This is a genomic window from Bacillus sp. SRB_8 (assembly GCF_003264205.1).
GTDB lineage: Bacteria > Bacillota > Bacilli > Bacillales > Bacillaceae_G > Bacillus_A > Bacillus_A mycoides.
The window spans coordinates 228,955-247,267 of sequence record NZ_NADT01000008.1 but is presented as its reverse complement, the minus strand read 5'-3'; the positions used below and the strand labels follow the sequence as shown (position 1 = coordinate 247,267).

18 protein-coding genes are annotated in these 18,313 nt (G+C 36.5%); 12 read left to right on the top strand and 6 right to left on the bottom strand.

What is annotated here, in order from left to right:
* Positions 1-184 precede the first annotated feature (184 nt).
* The 9 genes from B5P40_RS08040 (at position 185) to B5P40_RS08000 (ending at position 9,306) form a co-directional block, all read left to right on the top strand.
* Entirely contained in the window at positions 185-1,036 is an 852-nt protein-coding gene (locus tag B5P40_RS08040) for a DUF2935 domain-containing protein (RefSeq protein WP_113709089.1), read from the top strand.
* A 341-nt stretch (positions 1,037-1,377) separates the two neighbouring features.
* Complete coding sequence (locus B5P40_RS08035) at positions 1,378-1,827, top strand: helix-turn-helix domain-containing protein (RefSeq protein ID WP_002087188.1); 450 nt, start codon at positions 1,378-1,380, stop codon at positions 1,825-1,827.
* A 90-nt stretch (positions 1,828-1,917) separates the two neighbouring features.
* Positions 1,918-2,478 (top strand): glycerol uptake operon antiterminator GlpP, encoded by a 561-nt coding sequence (glpP, locus tag B5P40_RS08030; RefSeq protein ID WP_000394293.1) that lies wholly within the window; start codon positions 1,918-1,920, stop codon positions 2,476-2,478.
* Positions 2,479-2,705: 227 nt separating this feature from the next.
* Complete coding sequence (gene glpF, locus B5P40_RS08025) at positions 2,706-3,527, top strand: glycerol uptake facilitator protein GlpF (protein ID WP_002125755.1); 822 nt, start codon at positions 2,706-2,708, stop codon at positions 3,525-3,527.
* A 12-nt stretch (positions 3,528-3,539) separates the two neighbouring features.
* On the top strand, positions 3,540-5,030 hold the full coding sequence (gene glpK, locus B5P40_RS08020) for a glycerol kinase GlpK (RefSeq protein WP_002011107.1): 1,491 nt from the start codon (positions 3,540-3,542) through the stop codon (positions 5,028-5,030).
* A 133-nt stretch (positions 5,031-5,163) separates the two neighbouring features.
* A complete protein-coding gene (glpD, locus tag B5P40_RS08015; protein ID WP_002030199.1) occupies positions 5,164-6,846 on the top strand; it encodes an aerobic glycerol-3-phosphate dehydrogenase in 1,683 nt (560 codons plus the stop codon).
* 235 nt (positions 6,847-7,081) lie between these two features.
* Entirely contained in the window at positions 7,082-7,615 is a 534-nt protein-coding gene (locus B5P40_RS08010) for a sigma-70 family RNA polymerase sigma factor (protein ID WP_002030201.1), read from the top strand.
* A gap of 4 nt (positions 7,616-7,619) precedes the next feature.
* Entirely contained in the window at positions 7,620-8,027 is a 408-nt protein-coding gene (locus B5P40_RS08005; protein ID WP_113709088.1) for a PadR family transcriptional regulator, read from the top strand.
* A 7-nt stretch (positions 8,028-8,034) separates the two neighbouring features.
* A complete protein-coding gene (locus B5P40_RS08000) occupies positions 8,035-9,306 on the top strand; it encodes an FtsW/RodA/SpoVE family cell cycle protein (RefSeq protein WP_113709087.1) in 1,272 nt (423 codons plus the stop codon).
* Positions 9,307-9,312: 6 nt separating this feature from the next.
* Here B5P40_RS08000 and helD read toward each other — a convergent pair whose 3' ends face one another.
* From helD to B5P40_RS07985, 3 genes are all read right to left on the bottom strand, one after another.
* Positions 9,313-11,649, bottom strand: coding sequence for an RNA polymerase recycling motor HelD (helD, locus tag B5P40_RS07995; RefSeq protein ID WP_113709086.1), 2,337 nt, complete (start codon positions 11,647-11,649; stop codon positions 9,313-9,315).
* A gap of 294 nt (positions 11,650-11,943) precedes the next feature.
* Positions 11,944-12,813 (bottom strand): peptidylprolyl isomerase PrsA, encoded by an 870-nt coding sequence (gene prsA / locus B5P40_RS07990; RefSeq protein WP_002186490.1) that lies wholly within the window; start codon positions 12,811-12,813, stop codon positions 11,944-11,946.
* A 447-nt stretch (positions 12,814-13,260) separates the two neighbouring features.
* Complete coding sequence (locus B5P40_RS07985; RefSeq protein WP_000172693.1) at positions 13,261-13,455, bottom strand: hypothetical protein; 195 nt, start codon at positions 13,453-13,455, stop codon at positions 13,261-13,263.
* Positions 13,456-13,573: 118 nt separating this feature from the next.
* Here B5P40_RS07985 and B5P40_RS07980 point away from each other — a divergent pair, with 118 nt between their 5' ends.
* A complete protein-coding gene (locus tag B5P40_RS07980; protein ID WP_002030209.1) occupies positions 13,574-13,909 on the top strand; it encodes a YhaI family protein in 336 nt (111 codons plus the stop codon).
* A 5-nt stretch (positions 13,910-13,914) separates the two neighbouring features.
* Here the strand turns inward: B5P40_RS07980 and B5P40_RS07975 are convergent, their stop codons facing one another.
* From B5P40_RS07975 to B5P40_RS07965, 3 genes are all read right to left on the bottom strand, one after another.
* Positions 13,915-14,472, bottom strand: a complete 558-nt coding sequence (locus B5P40_RS07975) for an HTH-type transcriptional regulator Hpr (RefSeq protein WP_002134805.1) — start codon at positions 14,470-14,472, stop codon at positions 13,915-13,917.
* A gap of 299 nt (positions 14,473-14,771) precedes the next feature.
* A complete protein-coding gene (locus tag B5P40_RS07970; RefSeq protein WP_002011120.1) occupies positions 14,772-15,134 on the bottom strand; it encodes a YtxH domain-containing protein in 363 nt (120 codons plus the stop codon).
* Positions 15,135-15,342: 208 nt separating this feature from the next.
* Positions 15,343-15,777 (bottom strand): HIT family protein, encoded by a 435-nt coding sequence (locus B5P40_RS07965; protein ID WP_001016832.1) that lies wholly within the window; start codon positions 15,775-15,777, stop codon positions 15,343-15,345.
* Positions 15,778-16,358: 581 nt separating this feature from the next.
* Between B5P40_RS07965 and ecsA the strand changes: the two genes are divergently transcribed.
* Positions 16,359-17,102, top strand: a complete 744-nt coding sequence (gene ecsA / locus B5P40_RS07960) for an ABC transporter ATP-binding protein EcsA (RefSeq protein WP_001292616.1) — start codon at positions 16,359-16,361, stop codon at positions 17,100-17,102.
* Complete coding sequence (locus B5P40_RS07955) at positions 17,095-18,306, top strand: ABC transporter permease (RefSeq protein WP_113709085.1); 1,212 nt, start codon at positions 17,095-17,097, stop codon at positions 18,304-18,306. Before ecsA ends, B5P40_RS07955 begins: the two co-directional genes overlap by 8 nt.
* Positions 18,307-18,313 lie beyond the last annotated feature (7 nt).

Sequence of the window (18,313 nt, the reverse complement as noted above, 5' to 3'; positions counted from 1 at the left end):
GAACTTTATATCTAGGTGGTAGCCTTTTTTCTTTTTTGGAGCAGTATATGTTCATCAAGCTAAGCTTATATAAGCTTAATTTTACATGTATATGATATTCATCATGAAACTTTATTGATGGTATTTATATATATGTTCAATCATAAGAATGGAAATAGCGCAGTATCTACAGGGGGGATTAACAATGCATAGGGATGAAACATCATTACATCCTGATACAGGTGTTACATCTGTAATGTTTGTTGAGCGTTCATTAAATGAAATTCGTTTTTGGTCTAGAATCATGAAGGAGCATTCTTTTTTTCTTCGCTTAGGGTTTAGATGCGAGGATACTCAACTAATTGAAGAGGCTAATCAATTTTATCGATTGTTTGAACATATCGAACAAATAGCGTATTCCTATACAAATGAAACAGATCCTGAGCAAATAAAAAGATTTAATTTAGAAGTACAACAAGCCGCAACTAATATTTGGGGATTTAAAAGAAAAATTTTAGGATTAATTCTCACATGTAAATTGCCAGGACAAAATAACTTTCCACTGTTAGTTGACCATACAAGTAGGGAAGCTGACTATTTTAGAAAACGTTTAATACAATTAAATGAAGGGAAATTAGATGCCCTTCCTGATGCTATTATTAAAGAAAATGTTTTCTTTTTAAGGATTATGGCAGACCATGCTAAATTTATTGGTCATCTTCTTGATCCATCGGAAAGAAAGCTTGTAGACACAGCACGGAATTTTAGCAATGATTTTGATGAATTGATGTATCAAGCAATTGACTTAGAATCTATGAAACCGCAATCCCAAACAGTCCCTCTTTTAGATCAATTTTTAGATCAAAATCGTGTGTCCGTTACATCTCTTCGGGATTTTAAGAAAACAGCACGTGATTTAATTGAGCAATGTAAAATAAAGAGTATCATTCATCCGTTATTAGCAGACCATGTTTTCCGTGAAGCTGATAGATTTCTTGAAATCATTGATATGTTTGATGTTCATCTTACAAATATTCAATCACAACCTAGATATTAGAAGATAAGGAAAGATAATATTTTACTTTCAGCTGAGAAGTTAACAATTTATTGTTAGCTTCTTTTCTTTTTGATGAAAATGTTTAAAAATGAAACTTTACGTTATTCTTTCTGGAGAATGATAAGAAGGGATGGCGTATTTTTTTATGCTTAATCTAGTCATCCGTTCATTGTATTATTGTTCGGGAAATTATTATAGAAGAAAAGCATATGAAATCGACATGATACATAGCGTCATTTTTAGATGTAACGCACAAGTTGCACAACCTATGCAACGATAACTAGCTTTACTCTTCATCATTTATTTGACCATACTAGACATAGAGAGGTGATAAACACAGTATGATTTTTAGTGAACGTTTAAAAGAAGAAAGGGAAAAAAGAAATTGGTCGCAAAATGATTTGGCTGAAAAAATTCATGTAAGTAGGCAGTCTGTTTCGAAATGGGAGACGGGAAAGAACTATCCGAGCATTGAAATTATTATTCATTTAAGTGATCTGTTCGGTATTACAATTGATGAGTTATTGAGGAGTGATGAAGAGTTGACGCAAAAAGTAATTGAGGATAGTAAGCAATTAGCGTATCCGAAATGGAAGGTGTTTTTCGATAGTCTATTTATGATGGGCGTATTTTTATTTATTACAAAAATCGTTGTATGGGCGTTAAATAAGTTTGCAGGAGCAAGCATTACAATTGTCGCAGATGCACCATATGTAATGAATTTTTTACCGCTCCTATTAATGATTATAGGTGGTACGGTTTCTGATAAGTTGAAGAAAATATATAGATAAGAGAAAGATTTGTAAGAAATCCCCTACACTAGCTGTTCTTTTCACCCAAATTGTGTACTATAAAGGATAGATAGGAAGGGGACGTTTAGAATGGAATTTCATGAGCAAAAGATTTTGCCGGCAGTGAGGCAAATTAAAGATTTGGAGAAGCTATTACATAGTTCGTATGAGTATATTGTTATTTTAGATATTCATGTCGGTCAATTGAAGAGTGTTGTGTCGCTCGCGAAGCAGCATAATAAAAAAGTATTTTTACATGTGGATTTGATCCATGGATTACAAAGTGATGGGCATGCGACGGAGTTTTTATGCCAAGAATATAAACCGTACGGGTTATTATCGACAAAGGCGAGCGTAATTATGAAGGCGAAGCAAAAAGGTGTCGTCTCCATTCAACGCATCTTTTTAATTGATTCTAGCGCAATGGAAAAGAGCTGTAATTTGCTAGAAAAGACGAAGCCGGATTATATAGAGGTGCTTCCTGGTGCGTTAACGGGTGTCATCGCTGAGGTGAAAGAGCGTACAGGTGTACCAATTTTAGCAGGTGGTTTTATTCGAACGGTAGAAGACGTTGAAAGAGCGTTAAATGCTGGTGCGACAGCAATTACGACATCGAAAAAAGAACTATGGAAACATTACCAAAAAAAGTGACGAAAATGTGAAAAAATTCTGTTGACACCGCTTTCATTAAGGGTTAACATTATAGACAAGTTAATAAACGTGACGGAGAAAAGAAGAGATCCACATTTTATTGTTTCTATATATATTATATAGAAGCATGTAAGCTGTGGATCTTTTTCTTTTGAAAAAAACGAATGGCCATTCATTTTACCTCTATCACTTTTCGAAAGCATTTAAATTGATTGTGGAGGGATTTTATGTCAGCATTTTTAGGGGAATTAATAGGGACTGCGTTGTTAATCTTACTTGGTGGCGGTGTTTGCGCTGGTGTAAGTTTAAAGAAATCGTTTGCGAAAGATTCTGGTTGGATTGTAATTACAATGGGTTGGGGTCTAGCGGTTGCTATGGCAGCGTATGCAGTTGGATCAATTAGTGGGGCACATTTGAATCCGGCTTTAACGATAGGACTTGCGTTTAAGGGAGCGTTCCCATGGAGTGATGTACCTATGTATATCGCAGCACAAATGATTGGGGCAATTATCGGGGCAGTTCTTGTATATTTACATTACTTACCACACTGGAAAGAAACAGAAGATCCAGGAACAAAGTTAGGTGTATTTGCAACAGGTCCAGCAATTCCGAACACATTTACAAACCTTTTAAGTGAAATGATTGGAACATTCGTTTTAGTATTTGGTATATTAGCAATTGGAGCAAATAAATTTGCAGATGGTTTAAATCCATTTATCGTAGGTTTCTTAATTGTAAGTATTGGTTTATCATTAGGTGGAACAACAGGATACGCAATCAACCCGGCTCGTGATTTAGGTCCGCGTATTGCACACTTCTTCCTTCCGATTGCAGGAAAGGGCGGTTCAAACTGGAAGTATGCATGGATCCCAGTAGTTGGTCCAATTCTAGGTGGATCACTTGCAGGATTATTCCATCAAGTTGTATTTGAAGGAAAACAAAATTCAGCACTTATTTATGTGATTATTACAACTGTGATTGTACTAACAATCTCTTATATGACAAGTAAAAAAAGTGGAGCTACTACAAATAGTAGAAAAGTAGCATAGGGGGAAACTGATATGAAAAAATATATTCTTTCATTAGACCAAGGAACAACAAGCTCACGCGCAATTCTTTTCAATAAAGAAGGAAAAATCGTTCATTCAGCTCAAAAAGAGTTTACACAACATTTTCCAAAGCCAGGCTGGGTTGAGCATAATGCACAAGAAATTTGGGGATCTATTTTAGCAGTTATCGCAACTTGCTTAAGTGAAGCAGATGTGAAGCCAGAACAAATCGCTGGTATCGGTATTACGAACCAACGTGAAACAGCGGTTGTATGGGATAAAACGACTGGAAAACCAATTTATAACGCAATCGTATGGCAATCTCGTCAAACAGTTGAAATTTGTGATGAGTTAAAAGAAAAAGGTTATAGCGAGATGGTTCGCGAAAAAACAGGTCTTTTAATTGATGCATACTTCTCTGGTACGAAAGTAAAATGGATTTTAGATAACGTTGAAGGTGCAAGAGAAAAAGCAGAAAACGGCGAGTTATTATTCGGAACAATTGATACATGGCTTGTATGGAAATTGTCTGGCGGTAAAGCGCACATAACAGATTACTCAAATGCATCACGCACATTAATGTTTAACATTCACGACTTACAGTGGGATGATGAGCTTCTAGACATGTTAACAGTACCAAAGAGCATGCTTCCAGAAGTACGTCAATCATCTGAAATATATGGAGAAACAATTGATTATCACTTCTTCGGTCAAAATGTACCGATCGCAGGTGTAGCTGGTGACCAGCAAGCAGCATTATTTGGACAAGCTTGTTTCGGTGAAGGTATGGCGAAGAACACTTACGGAACTGGTTGTTTCATGTTAATGAACACAGGCGAAAAAGCAGTAGCTTCTGAGCATGGCCTATTAACAACAATTGCATGGGGTTTAGATGGTAAAGTGAATTACGCATTAGAAGGAAGTATTTTCGTAGCTGGTTCTGCAATTCAGTGGTTACGTGACGGACTGCGTATGTTTAAAGATGCGAGCGAGAGCGAAGTGTACGCTAGCCGTGTTGAATCAACTGAAGGTGTATACATAGTACCGGCATTCGTAGGACTAGGTACACCGTATTGGGATAGTGAAGTACGCGGCGCTATGTTTGGTGTAACACGCGGTACGACGAAAGAGCATTTCATTCGTGCAACGCTAGAATCTTTAGCATACCAAACGAAAGATGTACTATGCGCAATGGAAGCAGATTCAGGTATTGAACTGAACACATTACGCGTTGATGGCGGGGCAGTTAAAAATAACTTCTTAATGAAGTTCCAAAGTGATATTTTAGACGTTCCTGTAGAGCGTCCAGTGATCAATGAAACGACAGCTTTAGGTGCAGCATACTTAGCTGGTCTTGCGGTTGGATACTGGAAAAACCAAGATGAAATTAAAGCACAGTGGCATATGGACAAACGCTTTGAACCAACGATGGAAGCGGAAACAAGCGAAGAGCTATATGCTGGATGGAAAAAAGCAATTGAAGCAACTAAAGCTTTCAAATAATCATAAACAGTGTTATAATGATGACAAGTTAATAATTCGGTAGGAGATTTGGAGAGACCACAACACGCTATAGAGGCGAAATCTATAGCGGAGCTTGTGGTCTCTTTTTTCGTTATCAAAGGGAGGAATTACCATGAAATTTTCAAGTAAACAACGTAAAGACGTATTAAACGGAGTAAATAAACAAGAGTTAGATGTGATCGTAATTGGTGGAGGTATTACTGGTTCTGGTATTGCATTAGATGGGGCAACACGCGGTTTATCAACAATTGTGTTTGAAATGCAGGACTTTGCAGCAGGTACATCAAGTCGTTCAACGAAACTTGTACACGGCGGTTTACGTTATTTAAAACAACTTGAAGTGAAAATGGTAGCAGAGGTGGGGAAAGAGCGTGCGATCGTATATGAGAACGGTCCCCATGTAACAACACCGGAGTGGATGTTACTTCCGTTCCATACAGGCGGCACGTTCGGGTCATTCAGTACATCAATTGGTCTTCGTGTATACGACTTCTTAGCAGGTGTAAAACGAAGCGAGCGCAGAAAGATGTTTAACCGTGAAGAAACGCTAAATAAAGAACCTCTTGTAAAACAAGAAGGATTAAAAGGCGGCGGTTACTACGTAGAATATCGTACAGACGATGCGCGTCTTACAATTGAAGTAATGAAAGAAGCGATTGAACATGGTGCGAAAGCTGTTAACTACGCAAAAGTAGACAGTTTCTTATATAAAGATGGAAAAGTATGCGGTGTACGTGTAATCGATTTACTAGACGGAGAAGTGTATGAAGTTTACGGTAAGAAAATTGTAAACGCAGCTGGTCCTTGGGTAGATACACTTCGTGAAAAAGATAACTCTAAAAAAGGGAAAGTACTTCAGTTATCAAAAGGTGTGCATTTAGTAATTGACCAAAAACGGTTCCCATTAGGGCAAGCAATTTACTTTGATACACCAGATAAACGTATGGTGTTCGCGATTCCTCGCGAAGGAAAAACGTACGTAGGTACAACAGATACGTTCTATGATAAAGACGCAGCTGTACCACACATGACAACAGAAGATCGCACATATATCATTAATGCGATTAATTACATGTTCCCAAGCGTGAAAATTACAGAAAAAGATGTGGAATCAAGCTGGGCTGGTGTACGTCCGCTAATTTATGAAGAAGGTAAGAATGCATCTGAAATTTCTCGTAAAGATGAAATTTGGACTTCTGAATCTGGTTTAATTACAATCGCGGGCGGTAAATTAACAGGATACCGCAAAATGGCTGAAATGGTAGTAGACTACGTAACGAATCTATTACAAAAAGAAGGCCATAGCGCATATAAGAAGAGTGATACGAAACATATGCCAATCTCTGGTGGTCATGTAAGTGGTTCACACGGATTCCCGGCATTTGTTGCGAAAAAAGCAGGCGAAGGTACGAAATATGGTTTAACGACAGCACAAGCGGAAAAATTCGCGAAATTCTACGGCTCTAACGTTGACGTACTGTTTGACTTAGCGAAAAAACATAAAGACGAAGCGAAAGAATACAACATGCCGCTAGACGTTCTAATCCCGCTTGTATACGCAATGGATTACGAAATGACAGCGAAACCAGTTGACTTCTTCGTACGCCGCAGAGGCGCTGTATTCTTCAACATCCACTGGGTATACGAGTGGAAAGAAGCAGTAATCAACTACATGGCTGCGAAACTAGGCTGGAGCAAAGAAGAGCAAATGAAATACACAGCTGAATTAGAAAAAGCGTTAAGAGATGCTGTAATTCCTGTAGATCAACAAGAACAAGCGGCGGCGTTAGCGTAAAATAGAGAACCACCTGAAGGGGAGCCTTTAGGTGGTTTTTGTTTTATTATGAATGCACTAAAATTTTGACTATAAGTGAATATAAAGTGTTGTATCATAATAAAAGGTTTACTCTTAGTAAAGAAAAATTAAGGTTTCGAAAAACGGTATGAACATTACTATCCGTATTTTTTTATGTATTTATAAAACTTTTCCATACAGTGCGTCGTCTAATAAGTGGGAAGGAGGAAATGATGTGGATGAATTAACGGTAGAAGCGTTTGAAATAGAAGATAAGGAACTCCTTATCGATGAAATAATGAACAAGTATGGACAAGAAGTCTTACAGCTTGTGTTTTCATATGTGAATAATAAAGAAGTCGCTGAGGATTTAACGCAAGATATATTTGTGAAATGTTATAAATCTCTTCATACATACAAAGGGAAATCGAATGTGAAAACGTGGTTGTGGAGAATTGCGATTAATCATTGTAAGGACTACATAAAAAGTTGGTATAACAAAAAGGTGATCGTGACAGAGGATGAAGCTGCTTATATTGGGGTTCAAAATGATAGTGTCGAACAAACTGTTATTCAAAATGCGAAGGATCGTGAATTGGCTTCTGCAGTAATGAATTTACCGATAAAATATCGAGAAGTCATTTATCTATTTTATTATGAAGAACTATCAATTAAAGAGATTGCTATTGTAATAGAAGTGAAAGAAAACACGATAAAAACGAGACTGAAAAAAGCGAAGGAGCTTTTGAAGAAAGGATTGGAGGAATAATCAAATGGAAGATCGATTAAAAGGCCTGCGAAAATCAATGGAGAATACAACGTTTAAACATTTGAGTTTTTCTGATCAACACCGAAAGCGGGTGCGCGAAAAAATCAATGCATCACACGAAAAGGAAGAGGACATCTCGTTAGCGATTTTACAACTCCTCAGTAATGAAAAAACAGGATACGAATTGTCACAGCTACTAAGAGGGAGAGGGATTCGAAAATTCGAAGGAAATGAAGGTTTTTTATATACTGTATTACATCATCTAGAACAGAATCGTTTTATCCAATCAAGTTGGGATCATTCAGGAGCTAAATATTATCAATTAAATGATAAAGGAAGAAAGATGCTACGAAAGGCAGAAAAAGATTCTACGAAGGCGCGATTTATATTAAAAGGATTAGTACAGGAGTGATGCGAAATTGAATAAAAAAGGGGAGCGTTTTTTAAAAGAAGTTACTAATCATATTAAATCAAAAGAAGCAAAGAGCTTCGTCGCTACTGAACTAGATTTTCACTTGAAGCAAGCGAAAAATATGTGGATGGATAAAGGGTTAAGTAAGGAAGTTGCTGAAGACAAAGCTGTTGAACAAATGGGAAGTCCAATTAAACTTGGCCGGGAACTTAACAAACTTCATAAACCAAAGGTTGATTGGTTCTTAATTATTTTGTTAGTGGCTGCTATGGGGTTAGGGTTTTTGCCAGTTTTAGCTTTTGGATATACGAATGATGTAATAATGAATAAGTTGATATTTGTTATTCTCGGTGTTGTAGCAGCTCTTGGGATGATGCTGATTGATTATCGGAAGTTAGAAAGACTCGGATGGCTGTTTTATACAATCGGAGTACTTATCCTGTTAATGCTATACTGTTTTCCAAACGCTTCGATGGCTGGCGAACCGTTAATAAAAATTGGTCCCATTGCAATTGACTGCTTAATGGCAGTGCCGTTCTTTTTTCTAGCTTGGGCTTCTTTTTTCAATAACGGTAGGTTAAAGGTTATACATCTCGTGGTTTTGTATTTATTTTCTTTGTATTTATTCTTCATTGTATCAACCCTTTCAACAATTTTTATTTATATCACGATGATATTTGTTATGCTTTGGTGGAGTAAGTTAGGAAAGAAAAAAGCATTGATTATTACAATTGTACCAATTTGTTTATTGATTATAAGGGTATCCTTTTCCTGGTCTTCAGTAACAGGATATCATTTGGATAGATTTTTAGGATATTTAAACCCAGAGCGTGATGCAGGGGGCGCAGGCTTTATGTATGTACGTTTAAAAGAGGTAATGTCGTCAGCAGGTTGGTTTGGTACATCTGGAGATACAAAGTTCATCCCTGCTCCAGATACTGATTTTGTGTTTGCAAGTTTGACTTACTATTACGGGTATTTCCTTGCCTTGGTCCTTGTTTTAATTCTTTCTCTTTTTGTAGCGAGGTTAGTAATCATATCTTATAAAATAAATGATCGGTATGGTAAATTGCTTCTCGTTGGAGGAATGACTCTTTTTGTAGTCCAGTTCATTTATAACGTTGGCATGATCGTAGGATTATTACCGATTGCTTCTATATCATTACCTTTTATTAGTTATGGAGTAACACCAACTTTATTTCATGCGCTTTTAATGGGGATCGTGCTAAGTGTATATCGACGTAAAGATATGTCGTTTAGAATGAAAAAAACACCTTGATAAAAATCAAGGTGTTTTCGTTATACATTTAAAACTCTCCGAAGCAGCCCCTGTTACAAAAGGACTAACCTCACCAACGCTATAAAGCTGCAATTCATGCATCGCGCGCGTACAAGCGGTGTAGAACAATCTGCGTAGGCTCTCATCGCTGTACACATCTTTAGAAGCGTCGTAAATAATAACAGCATCAAATTCGATACCCTTCGCTAAATAAGCAGGGATAACGACAATGCCTTGCTCATACTCGGCTGAGTTACTTTTCACAAGTTTAATATTCTCGATATGACTGAGTGCTTCGTAGGCAGCAGCACTTTCAGCCGCGGATTTACATATAATTGCGATCGTATTATGTTGTTGTTTTTGTAGTTCTGCGACTTTGGAAGTGATATGATCATGCAGCTCACTGTAATCCGAAACTTTAGTTACTGTAGGTTTCTCGCCGTCACGTTCAAAGGCGTTAATATTCTTTCCTTCCGGTACGAGATAGCGTGTGAATTCAATAATCGGTTTTGTTGAACGATAGCTACGAGTTAAGTTAATGCCGTTCGTTTCATCTGGTCCGTATAAGCTAGTAAGTGTATTGAAATTCACTGCTTCACTCGCATGGGCAAATATCGCTTGGTTAAAGTCTCCGAGCACTGTCATTTTTGCGGCAGGGAAGAGACGTTTTAAAAACTCGAACTGAAACGGAGAATAATCTTGTGCTTCGTCTACAAGTACGTGTTTAATTGATCTGTTCGTTTGGAAGCCTTCAATTAATTCTTTTAAAAGTAAAAATGGAGTCGCATCCTCGTAATGTAGCTTTCCTTCATCAAGCATGTTCACAGTTAATGAGCAAATTTCGTCCCATTCTTTAGGCTTTTCGCCAGTAACCCATGATGCATCTGTGAAGAGTTGTTTATATATGCCTGTAAAATTGATAAAACGTAGCGTTTGAACGCCTTTACGTAACGGTTTTAATTTTTTACGGACAATCATACGACCGAGTACTTTCGTTTCTTTTTCATAATCATTAAAGGAGTTGTCATCAAACTCGCCTTTTTTCTGTAAGTATTTATAAGCTTTTTGATATTCATCTTTACTAAGTAGTTCAATTTCTTCTTCTACCCAAGGCTTTTTCAGTTCTGTTTTTTCAATTGTGTCTATTTGTTTGTTTAGCCAATCCGTTAACTTCTCGATTCTATTATGGAAGCGGAGGGAGGAATCAGTATTATAAAATTGCTCTGTAATTTCTTTAGCAGAGGCAATCAGTTTTCCTCTAAATTTCATTCCTCTAAATAGCATGCCTGAAGATTCAAGAGATTGTCTGTATGCTCTAATCATCTCGAAAAATTGAGTAGATGCTTTAAATCGAATGCTCGCATTTCGAGTTTTATAATTTGCGCTATTCGTTTCAGTTAGCATATATTCTAATTGCTCGTAAGGATCCTCAACATCAAATGACTTACTTAGTCTATGGTTTAAATATTCTTGGAATGTAACTTGCTGCATATTCTCTTCACCGAGTTCTGGCAGTACGTTAGATACGTAGCTGTTGAACATGGAGTTAGGGGAGAAGAGAATGATTTGATCTGCTTTTAGCCATTCGCGATATTTATATAGTAAGTAGGCGATTCGCTGTAGGGCAGCTGACGTTTTACCGCTACCAGCAGCTCCTTGAACGATAAGTAGTCGCCCTTCATCGTGACGGATAATTTCATTTTGCTCGCGCTGGATAGTAGCAACGATACTTTGCATATGTTTGTTTGTTCCTTTTCCGAGCGCTTGTTGCAGAATTTCATCTCCAATTGTGAGGCTCGTATCGAACATGGAATCAATCTCGCCATTCTGAATAATATATTGTAATTTCTTCTCCACATTGCCGCAGATTACGCCTCCTGGTGTGCTGTATTCAGCCGGTCCTGGTGGATAATCGTAGTAAACACTTGAAATTGGTGCGCGCCAATCGTATATAAGAAAGTTTTCTCCACTTGCATCGGTAAGTGTAGCCACCCCGATATAAATTTGTTCTGCGCCAGATTCGCCTTCTTCTTTGAAATCAATTCGTCCGAAGTAAGGTGCTTTATGCATACGGCGTAGTGCGGCAAGTCGATTAAAGGTGTGCTTATGGGTAATTTGTGTTACGGCTAGTGACTGAGCTTGTTGTCTTAAGTTGATAACTGTTTCAAGATAATCGTCAAAAGTATCAGTGTTAACTTTAACATCATCCCAGAAGTGTTTGCGAATGTTGATTACTTCTGCCCGGCGTCTGCCAGTTTCGCTTTCCAGTTTATCAATTTGCTCCGTAATCGTTTCTATTACGTTATCCAATCGTTTTTGCTCTTGATCAAGTTTTTTGGTCATACGTAAGCACTCCTTTAAAAGTGAAAAATAGAGGTTGACTGAAGATGTGTTTTGGTGTACAATTAAGATACGGATAAATACATTCTTTTATTTTTAGTGAATGCGTTTCTGTACTAATTTACCATAGTTTTTTAATTTAATCAATGATAATAAGATAAACCTTGGTTTCGTGTTGCACGAAACCAAGGTTTTTTTGTGTTGAATGGAGTAAGGTGAGGGAGTATATCGATTTATCGGCAAAAAAACTACTACAAAATAAAAAAGCTTGGGGCTACCCAAGCTTTTTTCACTTCATTATTTCTTTTCGTCTTTTTTAGCGTCAGCTTTTGGCTCTTCGAAAAGATCTTTCAAATCTTTATCGTCAACTTTTACGTCAGCTTTTTTGATTTCTTTCATCATAAGATCATTCATAAATTGAGCATCTTGTGTTTTTTCTTGAACTACTTCTTTTTTGATGTCAGCTTTTGCTTTATCGAAAGTTGCGTCAGCATGAGTCTCAGTTACTTTAATGATATGGTAACCATGCTGTGTTTTTACTGGTTCACTTACTTCATCTTTTTTCAGCTTACGAGCAGCTTCATCGAATTCTTTTACCATTTTATCTGGTCCGAAGAATCCTAAGTCTCCACCTTTTTCTTTTGAACCTGGATCTTCAGAGTACTTTTTCGCTAACTCTTCGAAAGATTTACCTTGTGCAAGTTCTTCTTTCACTTTTTTTGCAGTCTCTTCATCTTTTACAAGAATATGGCTTGCTTTAATTTCTTGCTTATAGTCCTCAAATTTTGCTTTTAAGTCTTTATCAGTAATTGCTTTTTCAATCGCTTGTTCTTGAGCTAATGAAGCGCGAACGCCATTTTTAACTGTTTCTTCTTTAAGGCCTTGTTGTTTCATTAGTGTATCGAATTGGTCACCGACTTGCTTTTTCATTTCATCGAACTTTTTGTCTACTTCTTTTTCATCGACTTTGTAGTTTTTAATAAGTACTTTTTCCATAACCATGTTATTTAGTACTTGTTTACCAGCTTGTGTCTTCATTTGATTGTAGAACTCTTCTTTAGTGATGTCACCAGCTTTAGATGTAACAATTTTGTCTGATGATGATGTTCCACATGCTGATAATGCGATTACACTTGTTGCGGCTAAGGCAAGCATAGCTTTCTTCATTCAATAAACACTCCTACTATTATGTATTTTTAATTTATCCCATACGAATGAAGAAACGCCTTATGATAGGTTATTTTCGTTCATAAGAACCTGATTAAGTCTCACTGATGTCTTTGCTTTTTTTATATGTAAAAGCACGCTTAACAGGGCTTACCGAGGCTTTAGGATAAAGTTTAGATGCGTGTCGTTTATTTCATAGTATAAGCAATATGTACAAAATTTAATATATCATATTTCGACGGGTTTTCCTATTGATAAAGAAATTTTAACCAGTTTGTGTCAGATTTTGAAAGGGTACCATATTGGGCGCATGTCGCATATACAGAAAAGAGGAGGGGATGGGGGATGAATTCAAAACTTATTTTATTACTTGTACTGTTTATTTTATTAGTTATAGTAGGTATAATTTGCTTATAGAGGAAAAAAATGAGGAGGGGGCTTCCTTCCTCACTTTCCATGAAATATAATTTCTACATAACTAGAAATTAATAGAATGGTAATACATACATTAATAACTCGAAAGACACCGGGCTGGCGGCTCGCAGATATTTGTTTTCGCTCACACAGTGTATGTGTCATGAAATTCGTGTAAAATATAACAAGAAGTGCGAATGCAACAAAAACAACGGTTATAAGAGTCATGAGGCGAGACCTCCTTTTGGCTAAAATACATATACTTTATATATTGTATCATACGATATTTTGTTCGTGTTACAAAATTCAGAAATAGAAGACTTTGTGTTAGGAAGCGAGGGAGAAAATGGACGTTGTAAGAAGACTAGAACAAGCTGAATACTACGTAGACCTACTATTTAAAATGATTGATGAAGAAAAGTGTCCATTTTATTCTTTAATCATAAAGAAAAAAGCTCGTAAAAAAGACATTGAACGTATACTAAAACTTTGTGAAAAACTGAACGAACAATATGTAGTGGAGAAAGCAGAAGGCCTTCTATTGTTTGATGCGCTATTAGATCAATTTGAAAAAGCGCTTCCACATCAGCTCGAAGTACACGAAACTGCGGAAGCGCTAGCAAAACAGGGCTTATTTGTGCCACTTATGAATGAATTCTTACGCATGATTGCGAAAGGATAAATAGATTATTTCTTAACTAACTTTTGATCGGATTCCGTAAAGTTCTCCTCGATATCTTCTAATGATTTCTCAAAAATATCGATGAAGTCTTGTCCGTAAATATTACGCAGGATTGCAATCAGTTCGATATTTTCTGGGAACTTACCGTAAAAATTACGAAGTTCAAGTGCCCCATTAAAAACAGAATTATTTTCAGGATCATACTCCTCCATTAAGCGAAGTAGTAATTCTTCCCCTTTGTCTGTAATTTCAATGTACGTATTTCGTTTATCATCTTCTTTTTTTGAGAATATAAGATAGCCACGTTCTTCAAGCTTTTTAGAGAAGTTAAACGCCGTTGATACGTGCATAACTCCAAACTTAGCAATCTCAGAAATAGAAGCCCCTTTTAAATGATAAGCGATGGTTAAAATGTGATGCTCATTAATGTTTAAATCGTAAGGTTTAATCCACTGTTGCCAATCTTTCTCTACGCATTTCCATAACGCTTTCGATAATTGAGCAATACGTTGGCTGAAAATCATCGCTTCTTTTACCGAGTAATTTTTTTCTCCACTTTTCATTTACTCACCCACTTTAACATTCTTTTTTCATTATTATCTATTATGCCAGTAAAATAAAAATTAATAAAGTCTTTTTGTGAGAATTGTGAAAATTTTTCGGAAAAATAACATTCTATACAAATCATGCATAACTATGGAAGCGTTTTATGAGTCAAGAATACATGTGTTGTCTTTACATGTTAAGGGATAACATATATTGTAAATGCATAAAAACACGGCATATCTATGTGATATGCCGTGTTAAGGTCAATTCGTATGAAAAATATTTGTTATATGCAAAAAACTAAGCAGGAATATGTTTACGCTTTTTCTGGAACGGCTTCTTGTAGTTTCTCAATTGACTTTTGAATGTCTAAAATTTCTTTTTCAATATGTCGTTTGTTTTGAGAAATATCTTGTTTCCAGTTAGAAAGCGTGTCATGCATATCGTCTTTTAGTTCTTGGAATACTTCTTTACCTTCTGAAGCAGTTTCAACGATTTGACGCTTTAATAACTTCGTATCAGCTGTAATATCAGCTAATGTTTTTTTAATATCAGTTCCTTTTTCTTTCAGCTTACCGCGCATAGCTTTACCAGAAGAAGGAGTTGAGAAAAGAACGGCTAGTCCAGCAACTGCTCCGCCGCAAAGTACACCTGTAATAAAGGATTTAGCTTTTGACATAAAAGGAAACCTCCTTATTTTTCGTTCGTATTCATGATGTATAAAAGTGTGCATATCTTTAAGACAAGGGGAAGAAAAGTGAGCTTTTCTCTCTTGTACATGCTATGCACAAAAAATCATACCTCCGGCATTTTTTGTGAAGAAAGAAGCCATACAATAAATGCCAGAGGAATAGGCTTATTATGTATTACTTCTTATTATAGTGGCACTATTTCACACTATTTGCAATTGTACTTGCGATGTTTTGTAAATTTTCCATTGTGTATTCATTTTGGTGTGATTTCCAAACAGCACCGAAACCATCGTTTTCACCGTAGCGTGGAATTAAATGAAGGTGGAAGTGGAATACAGTTTGTCCAGCTTTCTCGCCGTTATTGTTAAGTAGGTTGAAACCAACTGGATTAAATTCTGCTTTCATTGCATTTGCGATTTTTGGAACGACAGCAAAAATATGTGATGCGATTTCTGGCGTTAACGCAAAAATGTCTTGTTTGTGTACTTTCGGAATAACAAGAGTATGTCCTTTTGTTACTTGACTAATATCTAAAAATGCAAGTACATGTTCATCTTCGTATACTTTTGAGCAAGGGATTTGCCCGTCAATGATTTTACAAAAAATACAATTGTCCGCTGTATGATTCATCGATCTCATCCTTTCAAATAGTCTTAGCCGTATTTTACCATAATTACATAGGAGAACAAACACGAAAAACAGGAAGCTGACTCAGCTTCCTGTTTTCTGAAGAGGGATTGAAAAAGCATTTTTTATAATTTACGGTTCGCAGACACCTCATTTATATAAGAAATGCACGGTAAATCGGCTAAAGTTTCTGCCGTAGACACCCCATTTTCAAGTGAAATGAATTGCAATCTTTTTTTAAAATGAAATTGTTTATTTTTTAAAACAGTATATGCTCTTTCGGAGACACCCCGTTTCGAAAATGAAACAAATTATCTGGTTATGTGTAAATTTCATTGTCCAACTTGGACACCCCATTTCATGATGACTTCACTATGTTGTTGTACTCATCAATTGGTGGTTGCTTTTTCAATGTGTTCCTTCTTCACTAATTATGATGTCCGCTTTCGTAAAAATATATGCCAAGAAATTTAAATTTTTTTTTGAAGGCATCGATACTATGTAGTGCACCATGATTTTTGGTAAGATGAATATATACATTTCTTACAAAAGAGAATGAATATAAATAAAGAAAGTGGTGTCGTATGAGCGAGTTATTGCGTGTAGAAAATGTTACAGGAGGATATACGAAACGACCTGTACTGCAAAATGTTTCGTTCTCTGTTAATAAAGGCGAACTTGTTGGCTTGATCGGTTTAAATGGAGCCGGGAAAAGTACGACAATTAAACATATCATCGGTTTAATGGAGCCGAAAAAAGGAACTGTCACAATTAATGGGAAAACAATTCGTGATGATATGACAGCGTACCGTTCTAGTTTCTCCTTCATTCCAGAAACGCCAGTATTATATGATGAGTTAACGTTAGAAGAGCATTTGAAATTAACAGCGATGGCGTACGGTGTAGATGAAAAACAATATGAAGAACGCGTAGGACAACTATTACAAGAGTTTCGCATGAAAAATCGTTTGAAATGGTTTCCGTCTCATTTCTCAAAAGGGATGAAACAAAAAGTGATGATTATGAGTGCATTTTTAGTTGAACCATCACTTTACATTGTGGACGAACCTTTCGTTGGGCTTGATCCGTTAGCGATTCAATCACTTCTTCAAATGATGGATCAAATGAAAAAGAGTGGTGCGGGCATCTTAATGAGTACACATATTTTAGCGACAGCAGAGCGCTATTGTGATTCATTCATTATTTTGCATCAAGGTGAAGTGAGAGCGATGGGAACATTATCAGAACTTCAATCCGGGTTTAATATGCCTGGTGCAACGCTTGATGATATTTATATTGCGTTAACGAAGGAAGAAGATTATGAATAGCACAGCGTTATGGAAAGAACGATTTCGGCACTTTCTAAAAGAAGTTCGTACATATAGTAAATACGTATTTAATGATCATTTGAAATTTATTTTCGTATTTATCATCGGCGCAGGAGCGTATTATTACCAGCAATGGTTACAAACGTTAACACCTTCGTTTCCGACAGCGATTGTTATGGCAGTCTTACTTGGCCTCGTATTAACAGCTGGGTCAGTCCAAACGTTATTAAAAGAAGCAGACCTCGTGTATTTGCTTCCAGTTGAAGAAAAGTTAAAGCCTTACTTTACGAAGGCATTTCTCTTTACGTTTATGATTCAGTTATACATAATCGCAATGGTAGCCGCTGCGCTTGCCCCGTTATACTTCCAGCAAATGAAACAAACAGGTGCCAATTACATATGGATTGTAATCGCGTTTGTCATTGTAAAAGCGTGGAATTTATTCGTAGCGTGGGAAAAATCATTTTTAACAGATCAAAATGTACAAAGAGCGGATTGGTTTATTCGTTTTATTTTAAACGGCATATTTGTGTACGTCCTTGTAGAACGTACTTCAGTCATTTTTACCGGTGTGATTGTCTTTTTAATGGCGCTATACCTTGCTTTTATGCATCAAAAGGTGAAGGGAAAGCCGCTAAACTGGGAGTATTTAATTTCTGAAGAAGGTAAAAAAATGATGCTGCTATACCGCATTGCGAATATGTTCGTTGATGTACCAGCGTTAAAAGAGAGAGTATCACGTAGGAAATGGCTTGATTTCATTCTTTCGATGATCGGTGAGAAACGTACATATTTATACTTATATACGAGAACATTTTTAAGATCGGGTAACTATTTCGGATTATATGTGCGTTTACTCGTTCTTGGTGGAGTCATTCTTTACTTTATCCCATTTTTATATGGACGTTTTATCGTAAGCCTTGTTTTCTTATACTTAATCGGCTACCAGCTCTTAACCCTTTGGAAACATCACCGTATGAAAGTTTGGCTTGATTTATATCCGGTAGGGGGAGACGAGAAGAAGAGAGATTTCCTTACTTTATTAAATGCGATTCTTATCATTGGTAGCGTTGTATTTACAATTATATTTGCACTTGCGACGAAAGATTTCATAATGACCGGCATTTTATTTGTAGTAAGCATATTATTTAGTATTGGTTTCGTTTATCAATACGGTGCAAAGCGAATTGAGCGTTTAAACTGAAAGGAAT

Coding starts and splice junctions, on each gene's coding strand:
- B5P40_RS08040 (WP_113709089.1), top strand. CDS start 185: ATGCATAGGGATGAAACATCATTACATCCTGATACAGGTGTTACATCT.
- B5P40_RS08035 (WP_002087188.1), top strand. CDS start 1,378: ATGATTTTTAGTGAACGTTTAAAAGAAGAAAGGGAAAAAAGAAATTGG.
- glpP (WP_000394293.1), top strand. CDS start 1,918: ATGGAATTTCATGAGCAAAAGATTTTGCCGGCAGTGAGGCAAATTAAA.
- glpF (WP_002125755.1), top strand. CDS start 2,706: ATGTCAGCATTTTTAGGGGAATTAATAGGGACTGCGTTGTTAATCTTA.
- glpK (WP_002011107.1), top strand. CDS start 3,540: ATGAAAAAATATATTCTTTCATTAGACCAAGGAACAACAAGCTCACGC.
- glpD (WP_002030199.1), top strand. CDS start 5,164: ATGAAATTTTCAAGTAAACAACGTAAAGACGTATTAAACGGAGTAAAT.
- B5P40_RS08005 (WP_113709088.1), top strand. CDS start 7,620: ATGGAAGATCGATTAAAAGGCCTGCGAAAATCAATGGAGAATACAACG.
- helD (WP_113709086.1), bottom strand. CDS start 11,649: ATGACCAAAAAACTTGATCAAGAGCAAAAACGATTGGATAACGTAATA.
- prsA (WP_002186490.1), bottom strand. CDS start 12,813: ATGAAGAAAGCTATGCTTGCCTTAGCCGCAACAAGTGTAATCGCATTA.
- B5P40_RS07985 (WP_000172693.1), bottom strand. CDS start 13,455: ATGACTCTTATAACCGTTGTTTTTGTTGCATTCGCACTTCTTGTTATA.
- B5P40_RS07980 (WP_002030209.1), top strand. CDS start 13,574: ATGGACGTTGTAAGAAGACTAGAACAAGCTGAATACTACGTAGACCTA.
- B5P40_RS07975 (WP_002134805.1), bottom strand. CDS start 14,472: ATGAAAAGTGGAGAAAAAAATTACTCGGTAAAAGAAGCGATGATTTTC.
- B5P40_RS07970 (WP_002011120.1), bottom strand. CDS start 15,134: ATGTCAAAAGCTAAATCCTTTATTACAGGTGTACTTTGCGGCGGAGCA.
- B5P40_RS07965 (WP_001016832.1), bottom strand. CDS start 15,777: ATGAATCATACAGCGGACAATTGTATTTTTTGTAAAATCATTGACGGG.
- ecsA (WP_001292616.1), top strand. CDS start 16,359: ATGAGCGAGTTATTGCGTGTAGAAAATGTTACAGGAGGATATACGAAA.
- B5P40_RS07955 (WP_113709085.1), top strand. CDS start 17,095: ATGAATAGCACAGCGTTATGGAAAGAACGATTTCGGCACTTTCTAAAA.